This window comes from Candidatus Thiodiazotropha sp. CDECU1, assembly GCF_963455295.1.
GTDB lineage: Bacteria > Pseudomonadota > Gammaproteobacteria > Chromatiales > Chromatiaceae > Thiodiazotropha.
Genome location: NZ_OY734020.1, coordinates 2739213 through 2761106, shown reverse-complemented (window position 1 = coordinate 2761106; position 21894 = coordinate 2739213). Strand labels below are relative to the sequence as shown.

The window sequence follows — 21894 nt, the reverse complement described above, 5'->3', positions numbered from 1 at the left end:
TTTCAGACTTCATATGATAAATCAAGCTGTTATCTGAATGGGCTGATTTTTGCAACATCAAACCGGTTCAGATAACGAAAATATGAGGTACAAAACGATGCGACTTAGCGCCCTATCCTTAGCCATCAGCTCCCTGTTGGCAGCACCCTGCCTGCTTGCACAAGAACAGGCGGACCAACTGGGTGAAATCCAGGTTGAAGGTGTAGCCGAAACAACCCCTGCAGTGACCCGCACGCCAGTGGGTGACACATCCCAAGGGCTACCAGTGGATGGTGGTGATTTTCTACGCGATATCAATGGTGTCTCTGGCATCCGTATGGGGGGGCATGGCATCGATCCGGTGATTCGCGGCCAGAGCCAGAATCGACTCAACATCCTCCTCGACGGCGCCTACATCCATGGTGGTTGTCCGAATCGTATGGATCCGCCTACCGCTTATTCCGCCATGGAGAGCTACGACAGTGTAACCGTGATCAAGGGTTCTCAAACCGTGATCTATGGTGGCGGGGGAAGTGGTGGCACAGTGCTGTTTGAACGCAAGCCGCCCCGTTTTGAGGCTGGCAAGTCCTATCTGGGGCAGGTCGATGCCGGTTACAAGAGTAATTCAAAGACCAAGGAGTTCTCCGCCGACGTCGCCGCCGGTTCGGAAACCGGTTATATCCGTGGAGTGGTCGGCTATAAGGATGCCGATAACTATGAAGACGGTGATGGCAACGAGGTGCGCTCCGCCTATGAAAACCAAAGCGGAAATCTGCTATTGGGATACACCCCGGACAAAGACAGACGCTTGGAGCTGAATATCGAGGCAACCCGGGAAGACGATACCCTGTATGCAGGTGCGGGTATGGATTCCCCCATGAGTGATGCCGACAACATCCGTTTCAAATATGAGCAAAGCGATGGTTTGGGACCCTTTGCCGGGGTGAAGGCCGAGATCTACTCGAGCCAAGTGGACCATTTGATGGATAACTTTTCGCTACGAGAGTTGACGGCACCCATGCTCATGAGTGTCCCGACGACCTCAGACACCACGGGTGGCCGAATCTTTGGCGATATCATGGTGGGTGGCAGTAACCTCACCCTTGGTATCGATTTCCAAAACAATGAGCGGGATGCGGACCGCTTTTCGGGTATGCCAATGATGGCTGAGCCGACCACCCTGCAGTCGATTATGTGGCCAGGTGCGGAGCTGGATCAGACAGGCCTGTTTGCGGAGCTCGCGATGCCGGTTGGGAACGAGAATATGCTCAAGCTTGGCTTACGCTACGATCGGGTCGATGCCTCGATCTCGCGGGGTGACGAGAAGCCAGATCTTGGCCCGAGTCCAACACCCAATAACCTGTATGCCGCCTATTATGCCGAGACATCGGATGAGCAGACGGAAAACAACCTGGGCGGTTTTGTTCACTATGAACACGCCCTGGGGGATGATTCCCTATTTGCCGGTTTCAGTCGTAGCGTCAGAACCGCGGATGCAACGGAACGCTACCTGGCCGGTTTCGCGCGTAACATGATGACCGGCATGGATTCCAGCTGGGTCGGTAATCCTGAGCTTGAACCTGAAAAGCACCACCAACTGGAAGTGGGCTACAAGTGGAAAAACGCAGCTATCAATACTGATGTCACTCTCTACTACAATGATGTCAGCGACTATATCCTGAGAGATAAGGCGCGCGGGCAGGACGGTATCCTGGTGGCGAATGGTACCGCCAATATCTATCGCAATGTGGATGCTGAATTCTATGGTATCGAGTGGCAGGCGGGCTATCAGCTCTCCAATGCACTGCAGGCGAATGCGAGTTTGGCCTATGTCAGAGCGGAAAACAGCACTGACGACAGGCCGATAGCACAAATTGCCCCCTTAGAGGCAACGATCGGATTGGACTATAGCAGCGGTGACTGGGAGTTGGGCGGTACCCTGCGGGCGAACGCGAAACAGTCACGTGCCGATCTGGAGAATGGTAGCGGTCAGGATGCTCAGGAGACACCCGGTTGGGGGGTCCTCGATCTGTATGGAACATATGCCATGACGAAAAACAGTTCGATCCGCTTTGGTGTCGACAACCTGTTGGATAAGAGTTTTGCCTATCATGTCAACAGGGCCAATGTGGACCCCTTCAATCCGGAAGCTATCCAGGTCAATGAACCCGGTCGCGAAATCTGGTTGAAAGGTACGCTTCAATTCTGATGGCTTGAACCTTAACAGGCCCTAGCAACCGGTGTTTGCTCCGGAATGGTGGTCGCCCCCCCTGAGTAGCGCCCCAGCAGCAGGTTTCTGCTGTTGGGGTATTATTTTCACCGGGTATGCCATGGCCAGGTTCCAGCTCACAGGATCGAGGTAATTAAAGATTCGAATTTCAGCCCAGGTCCGGGCATTGGTTATCCCTGGATATATATACTGTTTTATTGCATCGATGTTTTGCAGTAGTCTGTGCATACAAGTTTCTTTATATCAGGACACCCGATGATACCTTTCCCCGTAGTTGGAGTTGCTCGACCCAACTTTCTGATTCTCACGCCAATCTGTATTTCACTCGGTTTGTCCAGTGTCCTGTTGAGTGAACATAGTGTGGATTGGGGCCTGTTTGCGGTTGTCTTGCTGGGTGCCTTGATGGCCCATATCAGTGTCAATGCACTGAATGAATATTCGGATTTTCATTCAGGCCTCGATTTTAAAACGGATCGTACCCCTTTCAGTGGTGGCAGCGGAACCTTGGTGGTTCAACCCCGTCTCGCTCCCTATGCATTGGCCATTGGTGTGGCCTCTTTGTTAATAACCCTGATCTGCGGCCTATACCTTTTGCAACAAGCGGGTTGGGGGCTGATCCCGATAGGATTTATCGGTGTTTTGATCATCCTTACCTATACCAGCTGGATCAATCGTAACCGATTGCTGGTACTGCTGGCGCCAGGTCTGGGATTCGGGCCATTAATGGTGATCGGTACCCACTACGCATTGACGGCGGAATATAGTGCCACCGCGTTTCTGCTCTCTATGGTTCCCTTTTTTCTGGTGAATAACCTTTTGTTGCTCAATCAGATACCTGATGTGGATGCCGACCGCAGTGTGGGTCGCGACAACTATGCTATCGCTTGGAGTCCGGCAAAAAGTGCCTGGCTCTACCTGATATTCTCTATCCTGGCCTATTTGGTGATTGTCGCGGGAGTGGTGTTGGGTCGCCTGCCGATGATGGCTCTCATTGGTTTGGTTACAGGAGGACTCGCCTACCAGAACTATCAGGGTGTCAGGGTGTATACAGGTGATGTCAAGCAGCTGATACCCTACTTGGGCAAGAACGTCATCCTCACCCTGGTAACACCGTTTCTGATCTTTATCGGCATAACGCTGGATCTTATTGTCTTGTGAACTATGCAATGCATCTAGGTCAGCCTGATAGGAATCGATAGTTGCAACGCTCAAATAACAATTATCCCCTTTTATGGGCACTGCTGGGGCTGCTGTTTGCGGCAATCTGCATAGTCGCTCTCTACAAGACCTGGCCAATGCTCTTCCCAAAGGCGGCGCATACGGCGAGTGTCGATCCGGCTTGTGATCTTCGTGCCAGTGGCTGTACGACCCAGTTGAATAGGGGCGGCAGTGTCACCTTCTCCATCCAGCCCAGGGATATTCCGGTGGTGAAACCCCTGGCGTTAAGGGTGGACCTGGCGGGTATAGAGGCGAAAAGTATCGCCGTCGATTTCAGTGGCGTGGATATGAACATGGGCTTTAATCGGACCCAGTTGAGCGCTCAAGGCGACGGGGTGTTCAGTGGCCAGGGGATGTTGCCGGTGTGTGTATGGGACGCCATGGAGTGGGAGGCCCAGGTCTTGATCGACACTCCACAGGGACTGATTTCGGTCCCCTATCGCTTCATTACCGTGCGGCCTGGAGTACCCTTGCCAGACGCGGGCTCCTGACCCCGCAAACCAGATATTTATCCTGCTGGATAGGGAACTCCATCTGTCATTTATCCTCCTCCTGTGGTAAATACTTGCCCTGTTTGTGGTAATCGTTAGCCACACTTGGGCACAGGCAGGTTCTAGAAGATATCCGCGGAATTCGGAGCGCGCTCAGGATGATCGGGCGGTGAAGTGGCGGGCCGTTGACGGTAAGCTGCTGCTGGACCCGGGCAAAAAGGCCGTTTATTCTTCTATACCCTGCTGGGAGCAATAACAGTCCCAGCAGGGCGCATTGGATTAGTGTTAACAGACCCTAGCACAACTTACACCGTCTCCAGGGTCTTGAAAAAGATCGCCACCAGAAAACCAGCCAAGGTCGACATGCCGACGACAGAGCCCCCTTTGAAGTAGGCTTCAGGCATCATGGTCTCAGCGATCATGGTCAGCATGGCGCCGGCAGCGACCCCTTCCACCAAGGCAAAGATGGCGGGTGTGGCATTGACAAAAAAGATGTTGCCCAGGGCTGCACCGATACCGGTGAAAAGCATCAGTGAGGTCCACATAACCAGGATACGGCGAAAGCCGAATCCTTGTTCTCGCATACCGCTGGAGCTGGACAGCGCCTCTGGATAGTTGGAGAGAAACAGACCCGCGATCAATGACAGACTGATGTTTGAATTGATCAGACTGGCACCGATCACCAGCGACTCGGGAATGCCGTCCAGAGTAATGCCCAGCCAGATGGCCAGGGGCGCTGCGTGGTTGTCACGCATCTCCAGCGCCACATCGGCGGCCAACGGCAGCGCCACACCGCTGTCCAGGCTGCGCAGGGCGCTACGGGACCAGCGTGCCGCCTGCTCGCCGTTCAGGTGACGACTCTCCAGGTAGCGTACCGCATCCCCCTGTTGCAGAAAGGCCCGGTAGCGCTGTGCAAAAACCGGTTCCGACTTCAATAGATCGAGGAAATCGCTACGCCGCAGCTCCCAGACCCAGGTCTCACGGGTCGCCACGGCTGTTGCCGAATGACCCGCGCCGGTGAGCATGGAATAGAAGCCGAAGGTATCGTTCTCACTCAGCGAAACCGTCTTGCGCAGTGTCGTGATGGGATCGATCAGGTTCACCTCCCCCGAGGCGATGATAAAGGCCCGGTCCGACCGCGTGTTCTGATGAAAGAAGGTCTCACCCTGATCGTAGCGCTTGTGGATCAGTGAGTGAGCCAGCATCTGCAGCTCCTCGAAGGGGAGATCCCTGAACAGGGGTGGCAGTCGTTTGAGTTGTGGAAAACGCTCCATCACCTGCTGACTCATGCGCTCCACTTCGACCGCCGCTGGCAACACGCCACGCTGGATCAGCTCATGAGCCGCCTGGTCACTCCAGTCCTCAGCTGCCTGCCCGCTGAGCCCATGATGCTTTTGCAGGTATCCGGTCAGCTCCCCGCTGCGCAACAACAGATGCACCTCTTGCTGAAACTGGGGTGAATTGAGCAGCAGGGTGTCGATGGCATGTTTGGGGATGGCCCAGACCGTGGCATCGGCAGCCGCAATAGCATTAAAGGCATTAGGTGCCGAGGTGAGACAGGCGTGCCAGCCGAAAACGCTGTAGCGATCCAGGTTCTCCACCCGCTCCTCAGCGGCTGGATCGAACAGCTCCACCCGTCCCTGATCAATGATGTAGAAGGTGTCCGGGGGATCACCCTTGCGGTAGATGGCCTCCCCCTGGCGATAGTGGCAGATACGCACCGAGGGGGCGATGGCCTTGAAGTCGGCAGTCGGCAGATTGTGAAACAGCCGCACCTGATGGATGCGCGAGATGATCTGGCGGATCTGCTGATGCTGCTTGCGCCGCAGATGATAGATGGTCGTCGAGGCCTTGCGCAGAAAACCACCGTAGTCGTTGACCAGCTGATTCAGGGAAGTGAAGAGCAGTCCCCCGACCACGGCACCGAAGGCCAGGGCGTAAAAGTGCCCCTCTTCCACCGAAGCGGCCACCAGGTCGATGGTCAGGGCCGCCAGCAGGGCTCCGCCGCCAAAGGCCATGAGCATGGCGGTGACCCGGTCGCTGGGCCGCCAGAAGGCAGCCGTAATCGCGCCCATAGGCAGTGAGGAAGCACTTATCAGCCCCATGACGAAGGCTGTCAGCAGCATTGACTCGAACAAATGTCCCCCTTTCCAGATCTGCTCTCAAGAGCCCCGTGAGTAACAACGACTCTGTTGCCGGCGTGGCAGAGCCGAGTCTGAAACTAGCAGGCAAATATGTAAGATTTATGACTGCCCCGAGTATTCCATCAGGAGGCAGTCCGCTCAGCCGGGTCAGGCTGGCCGGCTGAGTGCCGGGCCTCCATGACCCCGGATCAAGTCCGGGGCAGGCTCTGGGCGCAGCGCTTGAAACGCGTCTTTGGCATCGACATTGAGACCTGTCCGGCCTGCGGCGGGGCGGTGAAGGTCATTGTCTGCATCGAAGACCCGGTGGTGATCAAGAGGATTCTCGATCACCTGAAGCAAAAGGCCGACGCAAACGAGCCCAGCCCGCTGCCTCAGAGTCGGGCACCGCCGACGAGCCTGTTCGCCTGACAAAACAACCGACTCTAGGACGCTGTGCCGTGAGCCCCGGCAGGGTCCCGGCTTGCCGGGAGGTTGGGAAGGGGGGGGATAAATGGAGAAAACACAGGCAGGTTCTAGACGATATCCGCGGAATTCGGAGCGCGCTCAGGATGATCGGGCGGTGAAGTGGTGGGCCGTTGACGGTAAGCTGCTGCTGGACCCGGGCAAAAAGGGCGTTTATTCTTCTTATACCCATACCCCCCTCCCGTATCCTTTCATTCATGCTCCTGTCATCTGCCATGGTTAGAGTAGGCGCCCATGAAAGCTGCCAATCACTACCTCAACTGGGGCTACAAGGTATTTGATCGTCGACGCGACGAAATCGAGCCTCTGTTGTTGCAGGCACTGCAAGATAGCCGGGCAATCGAGATTGGCCTCTACGCCCACGACCCGGCGACCCATGACTTGCTCGACTCACTGCTCCCCGGCAGCGAGTGCCCCTTGAATACCCATCTTGACCACCGCCGACTGAACGTCTTCGCGCTGGATGACGAGGACCTGATCAGCCTTCTGCGCCGGCAGATTGAAAACTCACTGCTTTGGGGTGCCAGCTACGGCATCAATCATCTCTCTGCATTTACCCTGACACGCAGACCGGAATACCAGGAGGCACTGGAGCGGAAACTGACCGAACAGCTGCGAATCCTGAACCGTCTCTGCCGGGAGTATCAGTTTCCAATCCATATCGAAAACACCTACCACGAGATCGACTTCTACCGACGCATCATGCTCAGTGTTGAGCGGGAGGAACTCGATCAGTTGCACTTCTGTTTCGACTTCGGGCACGCCAAAGTCTGGTCGATGCGTCCGCTCAGGGCCTGGCTCGATTTTCTCGCTGAGCTCGACCGCACCGGCAGGCGTCTGCACTTTCACCTGCATACCAATCGGGGGCTCTCCGATGAACATCTCTCTTTCGTCGATGCCGAGTGGATGGATCTTTGCCACGTAGACGAATACACCACGCCCTGGAACAGCTTTAAAGCCCTGGCGATCCTGGAACAGCGCTTTCCTCAGGCGCGCAAGGTGATGGAAGTCCAGCCCAGCGAAGCGCGGGAGAACCTGCAAAGGGTGCTGGAGGAGATCGAGCGTATCGGTCGACGCGACGCCCTGATCAGCGCCTGATACCTGAGGCGCTATCCTTCAAAGCTGCGATTCGATCCTCCAGCGGCGGATGGCTGGCGAAGAGCTTCTGCACCTTGCATACCCTGATTTGGTAACATAATCACGCTCCATGTGATACTCGTTCAGCTGCCGACTTATACGACTAATGACATAAGATGTCAGAATTCCACCAACCAATTCCGACGACTATCTACTAAGTCAGATTAAGCAGGAGTTTAGTGGTTGGTATCTACTATGAGGAGTTCATCGATAATGATGTAGAGAAGGGTTAATAAAAGGTAGGAGCTTATATTTTATTAAGCTTCAGGGGCTGGTAGCGCTGCCTCATCCTTGAGGCAGAAGTATATATCAGTCTTTACTATAAACCTTTACAATTGGCATAGTAAGTGACTGTCGCTGGCCAATCAGAAAAGATGCCTTTTATTCCGACATCCTGGGCCAGGACATCAAGTAACAGCATCATGTCGCCATCGTTGTCCGTTATATTATTGATCGTCTGATAGTACCAGCCGCCACCGCTTGCCAGCAGACCGGAACGCTCAAGGGTCCAGGTGATCAGATTCAGGCCGTGGGCTTGCGCGGCCAAGGCATAATCCGAAGCTACGATTTCCCCATTCACCTCGGTTACCAGGGCCCACATGGCAGGTGCAAGGTAGTTGACGCCATTGGCGCGAAGATCGGCCATCACCTCGATCGTCTGTGCAGCCTCTTCCGCATTATTGCTGCCATCGAGGAAGACCGCCTGTTTGCCAAAAGCGGGTTCATTGTCGATCCAGTAGAGCACATCCTCCAGGTTGAATGATTGGGCGAATACACGCTTAGGTTTGACGCCGGCGGCCTTGTACTCATCGATCATCTGTTGTGCATAATCCTGTTGCGTGTAGTCACCGTCGAAAGGCATCTCTATGCTGGGTGACTTTAACTCCGGAGTCATCTTGGCGCCCAGGTCAAGGAACAATTCGATACTCTCTGCGTGGGTCATAAGCGTGCCGTTTCCGGTATAGAGATCGGTACGCCAACCGGATGTTCCATCCAGGTACTCCTCGACAGTAGTCGCCGCGGAATTGTATGCATCCATTTTTCCTGTCAGCGTCTTGAATTCTTCGAGGGTAATATCGCTGGTGCAGCATTTGGCGCTGGCCGGAGTCACCACTTCACCGCTGACCGGATCGATTACTGCCGGCACAAAGGGTTCGGAACACTTGTCAGCCAGGGAGGTGGCAAGGATATTGGTGGTTGTGTGCAGATCACACTGGGAATGGCGGCATACCAGCTCTCGGTCCTTGGTAAAGGTTACGTCACATTCAAGTATGCCCGCGCCCATCCGCGCGGCGGCCACATAGGACTCCCTGGTATGTTCCGGAAACTGCATCGGTGCACCGCGGTGGCCGATGGAGAAGTCGCTCTTTTTGAATCTTTTTCTGTTGTTGCAGGACAGGAGTTCTTCCTTCAACTCGCTATCCTCCATATCGTTGACCAGATAGTAGGGGCGAGGTCCAAGCTGAACACTCAGTCTGGTTGTTTTGCGCGATTCCCAGCGGTTGTCGTCATCCCATTTATCCCGATCGCCGGCAAGACAACCGGTTGAGATAAGAACCGCTATGCCGGTAGCCGCTAATGCCAGGCATACTTTCTTCAAGTTCATAGTCAAATCCTCGTTTAGTCTTATGTTTCGGTAGCAGGATTAAGTAAATCCAATCTGCCAACATAGACTGACTTGGTTGCGTGACTATGCCTTTTATGTGTCTTTATTAAGAAGGTTTCGGGTAAGGGTGTTAACCCCGGACCAGTTGCCTATTGGCAATGGAAAGACAGGGTTGATGAATAAGTCGATTCTATTGGGGAGGGTTGGTGACGGGTTGTCATCGATCAGATCCCGCCAGCATATGATCATGCTGGCGGGAGTTGGTGATTAGCCGCTTTCACGGGGTGTTTGCGCCGAACAGCAAGCATCGCGCCTTGGTCACCCCGGCCAAATGGGGCAAGGGCAACAAGGCCAGGGTACCCGATGAACCACCAACGCCGGCTGAGTGCCGGGCCTCCATGACCCCGGATCAAGTCCGGGGCAGGCTCTGGGCGCAGCGCTTGAAACGCGTCTTTGGCATCGACATTGAGACCTGTCCGGCCTGCGGCGGGGCGGTGAAGGTCATTGCCTGCATCGAAGACCCGGTGGTGATCAAGAGGATTCTCGATCACCTGAAGCAAAAGGCCGACGTAAACGAGCCCAGCCTGCTGCCTGAGAGTCGGACACCGCCGACGAGCCTGATCAACGTACGCCCTGGAGTACCCTTGCCAGACGCGGGCTCCTGACCCCGCAAACCAGATATTTATCCTGCTGGATAGAGAACTCCATCTGTCATTTATCCTCCTCCTGTGGTAAATACTTGCCCTGTTTGTGGTAATCGTTAGCCACACTTGGGCAGAAGCTTAGAAAATAATTAAACCTGAAAACGTGAATTCAGATTGAGTGCAGTGCACAAAACGGGATTCGGCATGGGACATGGTAATTCACTGCCATGTCATTGAACCTGATCAGAATTTTGATGCTTCCAGACGAATAAGAGAGTCGATCTGGGACTCGGTCAAGGAGCGGATTCAGGATAAATACAACAATCACGGAGGGTCCGATATGGCCTATAAGAATCGCTTGCATAGAAGCGAACTGGCTGTGCCAGGCAGTAATATGCGGATGATTGAAAAGGCGCCCCATGCGGGTGCCGATTTGGTTTTTCTCGATTTGGAAGACGCAGTCGCCGTTTCAGACAAAGAAGATGCACGGCGCAATGTCATTCATGCACTCAACGATCTCGATTGGTCGAAGTGTTCCGTTTCCGTAAGAATCAATGGCTTGGATTCGCATTTTTGTTATCGCGATATCGTTGACGTTGTGGAACAGGCGGGGGATAAATTGGACACCATTCTGGTGCCGAAGGTCGGGCACCCCTCCGACTTGCAATTTGTCGCCCTGATGCTTGGCCAAATCGAGGCAGCGAAGGGATTCAAACCGATCAACCTGCATGCATTGATCGAAACGGCGCTGGGTATGGCGAATGTGGAGGCTATCGCGCAAAGCTGTCCCGATCGCCTTGAGGCGCTGGTGTTCGGGGTTGCGGATTATGCGGCATCAACTCAGGCCAGAACCATCAGCATGGGAGGGGTGAATCCCGACTATCACGTGTTGAGTGATCCCAATGATGAGGGACAGCGCAAGACCTATCTGGGCAACCAGTGGCATTTCGCCATGTCGCGCCTGATTGTCGCCTGTCGTGCCTATGGACTTAGACCCATCGACGGACCCTTCGGTGATATCAGTGACCCGGATGGATATCTCGCTGTGGCAAAGTCATTTGCCGCCCTTGGGGGTGAGGGAAAATGGGCCATTCACCCCTCGCAAATTGACCTCGCCAACCAGATATTCTCTCCGGCTGAGGAGGAAGTGGAACATGCAAGGCGGGTTCTGGATGCGATGGAAAAGGCTGCCGCGGAAGGCATGGGTGCGGTCAGTCTTGACGGCCGTATGATCGATGCAGCCTCGATTCGTCAGGCCGAGGTAGTCATCGAGAAGATGAAACAGATTGAGAGCACGGCCACCCTCAAGGAGGCCGTTGCATGAATATCCACGAGTATCAGACCAAGGAGTTGTTTCGCAGCTACAAGATACCCGTGCCAGAGGGGCGCATGGCCCATTCCGCCAACCAGGCCCTATCGGCTGCGGAACAGCTGGGTGGTGATGGCTGGGTGGTGAAGGCCCAGATCCACGCCGGTGGCCGGGGAAAGGCCGGTGGAGTGCAAATGGCAAACAGTCTGGATGAGGTGCAGGAGCATGCCGAGAGTTTGATCGGCAAGCGCTTGGTCACCAAGCAGACCGGTGAAGCCGGGCGTCTGGTCAACCGGGTACTGGTTGAGCAGATTCATCAGATCGATACGGAATACTACCTCGGTATAGTCATCGATCGGAGTAGCCAGCGGATCACCTTGATTGCGTCCGCCGCCGGTGGCATGGAGATCGAAGAGGTAGCCAGGGCAACACCGGATAAAGTGATCCGTGAAGTGGTCGACCCTGCGGTGGGGCTACAGGATTTTCAATGTCGCAAAGTGGCTGCTGGGATCGGTCTCAATGGCAAACAGATTGTTAAAGCGGCTCGCATCATGAAGAGTCTCTATCGTTGCTTTCGGGATAAGGATGCCTTGATGGTCGAGATCAATCCCATGGTAACGACGACGGAGGGTGATTTTCTGGCCCTCGATGCGAAGATGTCCTTCGATGGGAATGCGTTGTTCAGACAGTCGGAAATCACCGATCTTCGCGACTTTGACGAGGAGGATCCCAAAGAGGTTGAAGCCTCGGGCCATGATCTCAACTATATCGCTCTCGATGGCAGTGTCGGTTGTATCGTCAATGGCGCCGGCCTGGCAATGGCGACCATGGATGCTATCAGCCTGTATGGCGGGAAACCGGCGAATTTTCTGGATGTGGGCGGTGGTGCCTCACCGGAGAAGATCTCCAATGCATTCCGCATCGTTTTGGAGGATCCCAATGTGAAGGTTGTTTTGATGAACATCTACGCAGGTATCAACCGCTGTGACTGGATTGCCGAAGGTATCGTCAAGGCGATGACCGAGCTCACTGTTGAGGTGCCGGTCGTAGTGAGATTGGCCGGAACCAACCTGGAAGCGGGTAGAGAGATCCTGAAGAGATCAGGACTCGACTATATTCATGCCGATCGGCTGAGTGACGCAGCGGAGAAGTCAGTGGAAGCAGTCGCTAGCGGGGTGGCAGCATGAGCATCCTCGTAGACAAGGATTCACGGGTTATCTTCCAGGGCTTTACCGGGCAGCATGCGACATTTCATGCCGAGGAAGCGATCCGCATGGGGACCCAGGTCGTGGGTGGCGTGACACCGGGCAAAGGTGGCCAGATCCATATCGACAGGCCGGTGTTCGACACCGTTTCTGATGCAGTGGCTCAGGCTGGAGCGGATGTCAGCGTCGTATTTGTACCGCCGCCTTTCAGCGCCGATGCCATCATGGAGGCGATAGAGGGTGGGATCAAGGTGATCGTAGTGATCACCGACGGTGTGCCGGTGCAGGATATGGTTCGGGTTAAGCGTTACCTGATCGGTCATGACACCATTATCGTCGGTCCCAACACGGCAGGGGTAATCACTCCTGAAGAGTGCAAGGTTGGGATCATGCCTGCCCATATCTACCCCAAGGGGCGCATCGGTATCGTGTCGCGTTCCGGAACCCTCAACTATGAGGCGGTGGAACAGATGAGCGAACTCGGACTCGGGGTCTCGACCAGTGTCAGTATCGGTGGTGATCCAGTGAATGGCTGTGATTTTCTTACCCTGCTGAAAAAATTTGCCGATGATGACGAGACCGAGGCGGTGTTGATGATTGGGGAGATCGGTGGTGCTCAGGAGGTCGAGGCGGCTGCCTGGGCCAGGGACCACCTGAACAAGCCCCTGATCGGTTTCATTGCCGGTGCGACAGCACCTCCAGGGCGTAGAATGGGGCATGCAGGGGCGATCATCTCCGGTGAGGGGGATACTGCCCAGGCAAAAATGCAACGTCTGGCGGAGTTGGGTGTCAGTGTAGTGCAGAATGCTGCGGAAATCGGCAAGACGGTTAGCTACAGCTTGAAATAGGCTGAATGAGAGCTCTAACAGTCTCTCTCTCGCTCTGTATACTCCTCTGCAGCGAGTTTGTAGAGGCTCAAGACAGAACCGTCGATCCGGCTACCGGGGCAGTCACCTGGAAGACGTCAGTACATGGAGTGACGCTCTCCCTAACCCAGATATTGCCGGATCAGGCCCGGGCCTTCTATCTCAATCGGGGACTATCGGCGGAGGCCACTGAGCTGTATGCCGGATCCTGTGTCTATATGACGGTATTGAGAAATGACGATGCCCCCGGGGTGGTTCATTTCAGGCTGGCCGATTGGTCAGTGGTGACTGATGAGGCGTCAAAGCCGCCTTTGAGTGTGGAGGGATGGCTTAAACGTTTCGAGGCATATGAACATACAAAATCTGCAACCATTGCTTTCAGGTGGGCTCAATTTCCGCCCGAACATGCCTACCAGCCCGGTGGTGATTGGAATCAAGGTATGCTTACCACCGGCCTTCCGGCCGGTAGTGAATTTAATCTGGTGGCCCGCTGGGATGTGGCGGGACGAACCTATCAAGGTATCTTGAAGGGTGTTCATTGTGCGCGCTGACAGCATCAAATGGGCGGGTTTATGGCTCTCTCTGTGGCTGATCCCCGCTCAGGCAGAACTTCCTCCCCTGACCCATAACCTGATACCGATCACGGAGTCTCTATCGGCTCCCGAATTACGACTGCCCGATATGGATGACGAGGTGATCAATATAGGTTCGCTGAGGGGTAAAGTGGTTGTGGTCAACTTCTGGGCAACCTGGTGTCCACCCTGCAGACGGGAAATGCCCTCTCTGGAGCAGCTCCACCAGGCGACAAAAGAGCAGGGCGTGGTGGTGTTGGCTGTCAACATAGGTGAGGACATCGATACCATCTTTCCCTTTCTCGGCAGAGTCGAACCCTCACCAAGCTTCCCGATTCTGCTCGACAGTGACTCTTCAAGCCTGTCAGCATGGGAGGTGAGGGGTTTACCGACCACTTATGTGGTTGCGCCTGATGGCAAACTGGCCTTTCGGGCAGTGGGTGGTCGCGAATTCAGTCATCCGGATCTGATCGAACAGTTGATGAGCCTGACAAAGGGGGATGCTGTAAGATGACAGGGTACTATGCAGATCTCTACACGGCTTCGGAACGGTCTGAGGGGACCTCTCAAACATGCTTGTAATCGCTTGTAATTATCCTTTAATAGGAGGAATATGCCTCAGGCAGACCACTGGAATAGGTTCCGTGTGATGAAAAGGCTTTTGATCCTCAACAGCAAGGGAGGCTGTGGAAAGACAACGATAGCGACAAATTTAGCGGGGTTCTACGCCGCTTCCGGGACGTCGACAACACTTTTTGACTACGATCCTCAAGGATCCAGCCAGCGCTGGTTGGAGTTGCGTTCAGAACAATTCCCTGACATCCACGGTGTGTTCGCTGCAAAAACCACGCAAGGCAGTGTCACTCGCGCCTTTGCCCTACGGATTCCCCAAGATACGCAACGCATCATCGTCGATACACCCGCATCGATGAAACGTCTGGAAATGATGGAGATGCTGCGCTCAGCCACGGCGGTTGTGGTGCCGGTTCTTCCGTCCGGTATCGATTGTCACGTTACCCTGGATTTTCTCAAACAGCTTAGTGACCTGGTGCGTCAGATGGGGCTCGATCTGCCGATTGGAATCGTTGCTAACCGGGTGCGCATCAATACCCGTGCGTTCAAGAAGCTGAAACAGACGTTAGAGGATCTTGACGTGCCTCTGGTCGCCTATCTGAGGGAGTCACAAAACTATGTTTATGCGGCCGAATCGGGATGTGCGGTAGTCGATTTGAAACAACCGTCGTTTAAAAAAGACAATCAGCAGTGGTCGATATTGATCAACTGGCTGGAGACCGGCCAGCTGTTGTCATCACTACCTCCCAGCAATAACGAAGCACACCACGCCATCAATCTGCAGTAGTCAACGCTTATCCGCTCAGACGTTTGTATTTGATTCGATGGGGTTGATCGGCCTCGGCACCGAGACGTTGTTTGCGATCGGCTTCATAGTCAGCATAATTACCCTCGAACCACACCGCACCTGAATCCCCCTCGAAAGCGAGGATGTGGGTGGCAATACGATCCAGGAACCAGCGATCATGGCTGATGATCACCGCGCAGCCGGGGAAGGAGAGCAGGGCCTCTTCCAGGGCGCGCAGCGTCTCCACATCGAGATCGTTGGTTGGCTCATCGAGCAGCAGCAGGTTGCCGCCGCTCTTCAACAGCTTTGCCAGATGTACCCGGTTGCGTTCACCACCGGAGAGATCGCCGATACGCTTCTGTTGGTCGGAACCCTTGAAGTTGAATCGGCTCACATAGGCTCGTGACTGCATCTGATAGCGGTCCACGGTGATGATGTCCTGGGAGTCGGAAATCTCCTCCCATACGGTCTTGTTCCCATCCAGGGCATCACGGCTCTGATCTACATAGGCGACTTCCACTGTATCACCAATACGCAACTCACCGGCGTCGGGGCTCTCCTGGCCGGTGATGATGCGGAACAGGGTGGTCTTTCCCGCCCCGTTGGGACCAATGATGCCGACAATGCCGCCTTTAGGCAGGTTGAAGGTCAGGTCGTCATAGAGCAGGCGATCAGAGAAGGATTTTTTTAGTCCTACCGCATCGATCACCAGGTCGCCAAGCCGCGGTCCCGGTGGTATATAGAGTTCATTGGTCTCATTGCGTTGCTGGAACTCCTGGGACTGCAACTCCTCGAAACGCTGTAGACGGGCCTTGCTTTTGGCATGCCGCCCTTTGGGATTGGCGCGAACCCAATCCAACTCCGCCTTCATGCTCTTGATATGGGCCGCTTCCTCGCGAGACTCCTGTTCCAGGCGCTGCTCCTTCTGTTCCAGCCAGGAAGAGTAGTTACCCTCCCAGGGAATGCCATAACCACGGTCCAGTTCAAGAATCCATCCTGCAACATTGTCAAGAAAATAGCGGTCATGGGTGACCGCAACCACGGTGCCACTGTATTCGTGGAGGAAACGCTCCAGCCAGGCCACGGATTCCGCATCTAGATGGTTGGTCGGCTCATCGAGCAGCAACATATCCGGCTTTTCAAGCAATAAACGGCACAGGGCTACACGGCGTTTTTCGCCACCGGACAGGGTTTCTACCTTGGCATCCCAGGGTGGTAGACGCAGGGCGTCGGCGGCAATCTCCAGTTGGCGTTCGATATTGTGCCCATCGGTGGCCTGAATGATGTTTTCAAGGGCTGCCTGCTCCTTCGCCAGGGCATCGAAATCAGCATCCGCTTCGGCATAGGCCGCGTAAACCTCGTCGAGTCGGGTCAGGGCCTGTTTGACATCGGCCAGGGCGGCTTCCACGTTTCCACGTACATCGGTGCTCTCGTCCAACTGGGGTTCCTGGGGAAGATAGCCGACACGGATCCCGGTCTGGGGGCGTGCTTCGCCTTCAATATCGGTATCGACCCCTGCCATGATGCGTAACAGGGTTGATTTACCCGCGCCATTGAGACCGAGTACACCGATCTTGGCACCGGGAAAAAAGGAGAGAGATATATCGCGTAGTATATGTTTTTTAGGTGGGACGACTTTTCCCACCCCGTTCATTGTGTAAATGTACTGGGCCATGGATAGATTGCAGTTGTTGGGTTGAGGTGGCGCCTGGCGCCCATATGATCCGGCCATATTAACACGGGAGCCAGGGAACCTGATAGTAAATGCTGTGTTTACATGGGCTTGGGAAATAAATAACTGGAGAACTTGATATACACCCGAACTCAATTACACTTACTACTGTCTCCAGTAAAAATATGGCCTATGCATGCTGGGAATGAGCGATGATCAATTGTTGCGGCCAAGCATGCAGATGGACTGGAGATGGTGTTGGTCATAATGCTGTCCACTTAGTGGATATTGGCATGGTGTGTGGCCCATCTTGGGTATCTCGTAAACTTGAACAGAGGAGACTGGGTATTCAACTTGATGGAGCTGTTGATTCTGGTTTGACCAGCCAACTTGAACATACGCATGAGAAGAGTGTGATCAGATTGAGTCGTCACAATTGAATCTAAAGGAAGCGTATCGGAGTCTGGCTGGTCCATCCAATAATCAAGGTTCCGTTTTTCATCACTAGAGCCAACAGAACCCCGCTTCGGCGGGGTTTCTTATGTTAGGGCCTATCGGATTAGTGTTAACAGGCCCTAACGACTTCTATGATTTGGTGACAATCACAAAGGCAGTGTTTCGGTCACTGTATGGGCGTGTCATGCTCAGGGGCTTTTCTCGATTCTGATGCGTTGTGGCCCTTGGCAAATCCGTTTGCTTTTATAAATCTTAGCAACTCGTCTTCAGGTACGGGATGAGAGTAGAAGAATCCTTGAGCCAAACCACAGCCGGCCCTGCTGAGATGGTCGATTTGGGTCTGGTTTTCCACACCCTCGGCGATCAGGTTCAGGTTGAGCCCCTTGGCCATTGCTATTATCGCGTCAATGATTGAATTGTCTTCTGAGGATTTGATGCTCTGGACAAATGAGCGATCTATTTTCAATGTGTTTATCGGTAGGTTTTGCAGGTAGCCCAATGATGAATAGCCGGTGCCGAAATCATCGATGGCGATGCGTATACCCTTATGGGACAACCTGGTCAAGGCATCTATCGCTTTCTCCATGTCCTGCATAATGGCATGCTCGGTGATCTCCAGTTCCAAGGTGTTTTTCGGTAGATCATGACGCTTGATAATTTTCATTGCCTTCGCCACGAATTGATCCATCTCGAGCTGTTGCATTGAGATGTTTACCGAGAGGAGCAATGAGATGTCTTCCTGCTCCATCCAGCGTTTGATGTCCGTGCATGCCCTGCGCAGCACCCACTCACCAAGTGGGATGATGAGACCGGATTCCTCCGCGACACTGATGAATTCACTAGGTTGGATGGTGCCTTTTTCCGGATGCTTCCAACGCACCAGGGCTTCAACACCTCGCATATAGCCTTTCTTGATATCGAATTGTGGTTGGTAGTAGAGACATAGCTCATTGGTTGAGATTGCCTTGCGTAAACCATTTTCAATGTCTAAAGATTGTGAGAAGTGGGTCTTCATCTTCTCTGAATAGAAGGCGTAACCGTTCTTTCCGGCATTCTTGATTTTATACATCGCTATATCAGCATTTTTTATCAACATATCCTTGGTGTCGCCATCACTAGGATAGATTGATATGCCGATGCTGAAGCTGATGAAGATCTCCTCGTTCTTAATGATATAGGGCTCTGCCGTCAGTCGAAGAATTTTTTCCGCAAGATTTCTTGCGTCTTGTATGTCATTGATCTCCGGTACCAGCAGATTGAACTCGTCACCGCCGACACGGGCGAGGGTATCCGCCTCCCTCAGCTCGCTGCGCAGTCGTTGGCCAACAAGTTTCAACAACTCATCACCAACAAAATGTCCGAGTGAGTCATTTATGATTTTGAAACGGTCCATATCCAGATACATGACTGCCAGCTTCTTACCGGAGCGTTTGGATTGCGCCATCGCCATATTCAAACGGTCGCGGAACAGACTGCGATTCGGCAGGTTGGTGAGCAGGTCATGGTAGAGCTGGTATTTGATGAGTGCTTCGGCCTGTTTCCGTTCGGAGATATCACGCGCTACGCCATAGGTGCCGATGAATGATTTGCTGTTGTCGTCATTGGTCGTGTATATGCCGATCGAACTCAGTTCTATTGGTATCACGTGGGACTCGAAAAAGCGGGTTCCGTTATGGTTCTTGCTGCACAATTTCAGTTCTGCACTGCGCGTGGCGCGCTCTCCTGCGCGACGCTCATTGAAGGTGAATTGCGCTTTTTCCATATCTTCTGTGAGGATCAGTTTGCTGAAGTGCTCACCAATGATTTCATTCTGGCTGTAGCCCAGAAGCGACTTCACACGTTCGTTGATGAAGGCAAATTTACCCTCCTGATCCAATAGATAGATCATGTCGGGTGAATTATTGACGATAAATTTATGCAGGGACTCGGACTCCTGGAGCCGCAGATGTATCGATTGGTTTGCCGCCCTCAGTTGTCGGCGTTCGATTACATTCGCCACCGATCTCAATAGTTCGTCCGGAGCATAGGGTTTGCGTAGAAAATCCTGTGCCCCTTTGCGTAATGCCATGGTTGCATGGTCAAAGGTGGTTTCGCCACTGACGACGATGATATCGCAATTCAGGCGATAGTGATCGATATGCTCCATTACCTTATGCCCATCCAGGTCAGGCATGTTCAGGTCGAGCAGGATCAAATCGAAGGTTCCCGTATTGAGCAGTTCGATTGCCTCGCTACCGCTCTCTGCAAGTGTTGTCTCATAGCCTGTAAAGCGGAGGATCTCTTTCAGGCTGGCGCGAGCTCTCGGCTCGTCATCGGCGATCAGTATACGTGCGTTATAGCTTCTTGCAGGACTGTTTGTATCAAAGGTTTTGGGCAAGGACTCGAAGTTGCCTTCAATACCTTGCCATGGTGCCGGATAGTATGGGTGCATATCAGAATCCTCTACTATCCGGTCCTGGGCAGGTAGAGCTGAAATCGTGTACCTGATCCGCTATTGGATGTGCAGTTGATGGAACCGGAAAGCTCGTCAACAAGATTTTTTACTATGGTAAGCCCCAATCCGGAGTGAGAACTGTCTTTGGTGGTTGTTACGGGGGTGAATAGCTGGTCCATTATCTCTTTTTCTATGCCTGGGCCATTGTCAATGATCTGAATCTCTATGTGCTCCTTACCATTTATATATGCATTTGCGCGAGTTTCAATACCTAGTTTCCCCCCTTCTGGCATGGCTTCGACTGCATTTTTTATCAGATTGGTTAAGATTTGCTTAACATGACCCCGCTGGCTGTCCAGAGAGGGTAGGTTCGAGTCAAGGTCGAGCTCCGCAGTGATATTGTGCATGGTAAACAGGGAGGATTGAAACAGTTTGTGCAGATCCTGTACGAGTTGGTTGATATCGACACTTTTTACCTGTTGTTCGAGTTCGTCAGGAATATCGCGTATTCGTAGTATGATCTTGCCTACTCTTGCAATCTCTTCCTTGATAATATCAAGTTCCTCCACTACTTGATTGTCCTCACCGAGCTTCATACCGAGAATATGCAGATAGTTGTTGATGATGCCGAGAGGATTGTTGACTTCATGTACGATCTTGCGCGCCTCGAGATGGAAGCTGGACCGCTCGTCCTCAATCATCTGCTGCTGTTGGGAGAGCATATTCCTCTGCCGCTGGAGTAGATCTGCCGCCTCTCCGGCAAACAGGGTAAGTAGCTGCTTTTGCCCACTCAGGGATTCCCACTGGCTGGCGTTGATGCCGACAGCGATCAACCCAAACCGGGAATGATGTGAGTTTAAAGGCAGGTAGAGTAGGGATTCCTGATTGAGAAAACGTGCCAGTTGACGATCCACGACACTCATCAGAGAGAGATTCTCATCATCCTCTGAATAGCAGACACTGCCTCGATTGAAGGCAGCTGCAGCCAGGCTGCGATCGGATTCTGTGGAAATTGCAATCTCTTCCAGTAGCTCATTACTCTGGGCTGTAGGGCTGACTGGACGCAGTGTCTTACTAGCCTGGTCCTGCAACAGGTAACAGATCTGCTGAATCCCGAACAGCAGATCGAAGTCGCGCTGAATTTGCTGCATGGTGGCGACCATGTCGGGTGTTTCCGGCATCGGTTCCAAACCGCCGCCTAAAAGGGCCGCCTGTTTGACCCGTTCCGCCAATGCCTGTTGCTGCTTTTGCGCCTGCTTGTCCGTCTTTTCGGAAGCTAGAGAGATGCCTAGACTTTGTGCTGCATTGGACGCTTTCTGCCTGGCCTCCTGCACCAATCCTTCCACTATTGTCTGATTCAATCCGAACAGGCTATCGGCCCGTGCCAGGCTCTCATTATCCGGTTTTTCTGTCTTGTCAGAGAGCTGGCTTGCGAGATTCACCAGTTTAACCAAGTGAGAACAGTCAAGAATGTTTTCAGCCGGTTCATGCTGGTAGAGGACAGCATCAGTGAGGAATGATTGCAGATCCCAGCTTTCGATCATGTGGGACCCGATCTGTGGGGATGAATAGTCGAATTTCTCGATTTCCGCCTTGACCAGCGACTCCCCACTCAAGCCCTGTTCAAGCAGGGTTCCGTATTCATCGGGAAAGGCCTGCAGCAATGCAAGTTGTCCTAAACTGTGCAGGAGTCCCGCCAGGTAGGCCTCATCGGGTGACCGATAGGTAGTCAAGTCAGCCAAGGCCTTTGTCACTTGCGCACATAGCAACGACTGCCACCATATTTCGTCCAGGGCTCTTCCAGCCTGTTTACTCAGCTGGTTGAAAAACTGTTGCACTGCACTGTTGATGGCAATTGTTCTGACACTGCGAATGCCAAGTACAACTAACAATCGTTGAATATCACTGATCTCTTGCCATTGGCGGTAGAAAGGCGAGTTGGCAGCGGTGATGACCTTGGATGAGACACCGGCATCTCGTTCGATGGTCTCGGCCAGTTGCTTGAAACTCACATCGGGGCTATTGCAGCTATCGATCAACTCGATAAGGATTGCTGGCGGGCTAGGGAGATTGCTGAATCTACCTATGATTGGCTTTTGCTCCGATTGA

The 21894-nt window shown here is 53.5% G+C and carries 15 protein-coding genes and 2 pseudogenes; 12 read left to right on the top strand and 5 right to left on the bottom strand.

Annotation, left to right across the window (positions count from 1 at the left end; all coding sequences use genetic code 11):
* Positions 1–97 precede the first annotated feature (97 nt).
* From R2K28_RS12575 to R2K28_RS12565, 3 genes are all read left to right on the top strand, one after another.
* Positions 98–2188 (top strand): TonB-dependent copper receptor, encoded by a 2091-nt coding sequence (locus tag R2K28_RS12575; protein WP_316364783.1) that lies wholly within the window; start codon positions 98–100, stop codon positions 2186–2188.
* A 366-nt stretch (positions 2189–2554) separates the two neighbouring features.
* Positions 2555–3367, top strand: coding sequence for a prenyltransferase (locus R2K28_RS12570; RefSeq protein WP_316364782.1), 813 nt, complete (start codon positions 2555–2557; stop codon positions 3365–3367).
* Positions 3368–3408: 41 nt separating this feature from the next.
* A complete protein-coding gene (locus R2K28_RS12565; protein ID WP_316364780.1) occupies positions 3409–3918 on the top strand; it encodes a hypothetical protein in 510 nt (169 codons plus the stop codon).
* A gap of 305 nt (positions 3919–4223) precedes the next feature.
* On the opposite strand, the gene R2K28_RS12560 is transcribed toward R2K28_RS12565, so the two are convergent.
* Positions 4224–6056 (bottom strand): cyclic nucleotide-binding domain-containing protein, encoded by a 1833-nt coding sequence (locus R2K28_RS12560; protein ID WP_316364778.1) that lies wholly within the window; start codon positions 6054–6056, stop codon positions 4224–4226.
* A 162-nt stretch (positions 6057–6218) separates the two neighbouring features.
* On the opposite strand from R2K28_RS12560, the pseudogene R2K28_RS12555 reads away from it, so the two are divergent.
* Positions 6219–6470 (top strand): annotated as a pseudogene (locus R2K28_RS12555) (hypothetical protein); the annotation flags it as partial.
* A gap of 288 nt (positions 6471–6758) precedes the next feature.
* Entirely contained in the window at positions 6759–7622 is an 864-nt protein-coding gene (locus R2K28_RS12550) for a hypothetical protein (RefSeq protein WP_316364776.1), read from the top strand.
* A 358-nt stretch (positions 7623–7980) separates the two neighbouring features.
* On the opposite strand, the gene R2K28_RS12545 is transcribed toward R2K28_RS12550, so the two are convergent.
* Entirely contained in the window at positions 7981–9267 is a 1287-nt protein-coding gene (locus R2K28_RS12545; protein WP_316364775.1) for a glycerophosphodiester phosphodiesterase family protein, read from the bottom strand.
* A 266-nt stretch (positions 9268–9533) separates the two neighbouring features.
* On the opposite strand from R2K28_RS12545, the pseudogene R2K28_RS12540 reads away from it, so the two are divergent.
* From R2K28_RS12540 to R2K28_RS12510, 7 genes and pseudogenes are all read left to right on the top strand, one after another.
* Positions 9534–9932: pseudogene (locus R2K28_RS12540) on the top strand (hypothetical protein); the annotation flags it as partial.
* A gap of 319 nt (positions 9933–10251) precedes the next feature.
* Positions 10252–11235 (top strand): HpcH/HpaI aldolase/citrate lyase family protein, encoded by a 984-nt coding sequence (locus R2K28_RS12535; RefSeq protein WP_116448600.1) that lies wholly within the window; start codon positions 10252–10254, stop codon positions 11233–11235.
* The gene (gene sucC, locus R2K28_RS12530) at positions 11232–12407 is read left to right on the top strand and encodes an ADP-forming succinate--CoA ligase subunit beta (protein ID WP_316364773.1); all 1176 of its coding nucleotides are present in this window, start codon (positions 11232–11234) and stop codon (positions 12405–12407) included. Before R2K28_RS12535 ends, sucC begins: the two co-directional genes overlap by 4 nt.
* Entirely contained in the window at positions 12404–13273 is an 870-nt protein-coding gene (gene sucD, locus R2K28_RS12525) for a succinate--CoA ligase subunit alpha (RefSeq protein WP_116448599.1), read from the top strand. Before sucC ends, sucD begins: the two co-directional genes overlap by 4 nt.
* Before the next feature lie 5 nt (positions 13274–13278).
* Positions 13279–13842, top strand: a complete 564-nt coding sequence (locus R2K28_RS12520) for a hypothetical protein (RefSeq protein WP_316364772.1) — start codon at positions 13279–13281, stop codon at positions 13840–13842.
* Positions 13832–14377 carry a TlpA family protein disulfide reductase gene (locus R2K28_RS12515; protein WP_316364771.1) on the top strand — a complete coding sequence of 182 codons (546 nt, stop codon included), beginning with the start codon at positions 13832–13834 and terminating at the stop codon, positions 14375–14377. The genes R2K28_RS12520 and R2K28_RS12515 overlap by 11 nt, the downstream gene beginning before the upstream one ends.
* A gap of 135 nt (positions 14378–14512) precedes the next feature.
* Complete coding sequence (locus R2K28_RS12510) at positions 14513–15223, top strand: ParA family protein (protein WP_316364770.1); 711 nt, start codon at positions 14513–14515, stop codon at positions 15221–15223.
* A gap of 7 nt (positions 15224–15230) precedes the next feature.
* Here the strand turns inward: R2K28_RS12510 and ettA are convergent, their stop codons facing one another.
* The 3 genes from ettA to R2K28_RS12495 form a co-directional block, all read right to left on the bottom strand.
* Positions 15231–16898 (bottom strand): energy-dependent translational throttle protein EttA, encoded by a 1668-nt coding sequence (gene ettA / locus R2K28_RS12505; RefSeq protein WP_316364768.1) that lies wholly within the window; start codon positions 16896–16898, stop codon positions 15231–15233.
* Between the two features lie 619 nt (positions 16899–17517).
* On the bottom strand, positions 17518–19782 hold the full coding sequence (locus tag R2K28_RS12500) for an EAL domain-containing protein (RefSeq protein ID WP_316364767.1): 2265 nt from the start codon (positions 19780–19782) through the stop codon (positions 17518–17520).
* A 14-nt stretch (positions 19783–19796) separates the two neighbouring features.
* A complete protein-coding gene (locus tag R2K28_RS12495; protein WP_316364765.1) occupies positions 19797–21797 on the bottom strand; it encodes an HDOD domain-containing protein in 2001 nt (666 codons plus the stop codon).
* Between the last annotated feature and the right edge of the window lie 97 nt (positions 21798–21894).

Excerpts from the sequence above, each read along its gene's own strand:
- R2K28_RS12520 (WP_316364772.1), top strand. The coding sequence starts at position 13,279 with ATGAGAGCTCTAACAGTCTCTCTCTCGCTCTGTATACTCCTCTGCAGC.
- R2K28_RS12500 (WP_316364767.1), bottom strand. The coding sequence starts at position 19,782 with ATGCACCCATACTATCCGGCACCATGGCAAGGTATTGAAGGCAACTTC.
- R2K28_RS12550 (WP_316364776.1), top strand. The coding sequence starts at position 6,759 with ATGAAAGCTGCCAATCACTACCTCAACTGGGGCTACAAGGTATTTGAT.
- R2K28_RS12545 (WP_316364775.1), bottom strand. The coding sequence starts at position 9,267 with ATGAACTTGAAGAAAGTATGCCTGGCATTAGCGGCTACCGGCATAGCG.
- sucC (WP_316364773.1), top strand. The coding sequence starts at position 11,232 with ATGAATATCCACGAGTATCAGACCAAGGAGTTGTTTCGCAGCTACAAG.
- R2K28_RS12535 (WP_116448600.1), top strand. The coding sequence starts at position 10,252 with ATGGCCTATAAGAATCGCTTGCATAGAAGCGAACTGGCTGTGCCAGGC.
- ettA (WP_316364768.1), bottom strand. The coding sequence starts at position 16,898 with ATGGCCCAGTACATTTACACAATGAACGGGGTGGGAAAAGTCGTCCCA.
- R2K28_RS12510 (WP_316364770.1), top strand. The coding sequence starts at position 14,513 with ATGAAAAGGCTTTTGATCCTCAACAGCAAGGGAGGCTGTGGAAAGACA.
- sucD (WP_116448599.1), top strand. The coding sequence starts at position 12,404 with ATGAGCATCCTCGTAGACAAGGATTCACGGGTTATCTTCCAGGGCTTT.
- R2K28_RS12575 (WP_316364783.1), top strand. The coding sequence starts at position 98 with ATGCGACTTAGCGCCCTATCCTTAGCCATCAGCTCCCTGTTGGCAGCA.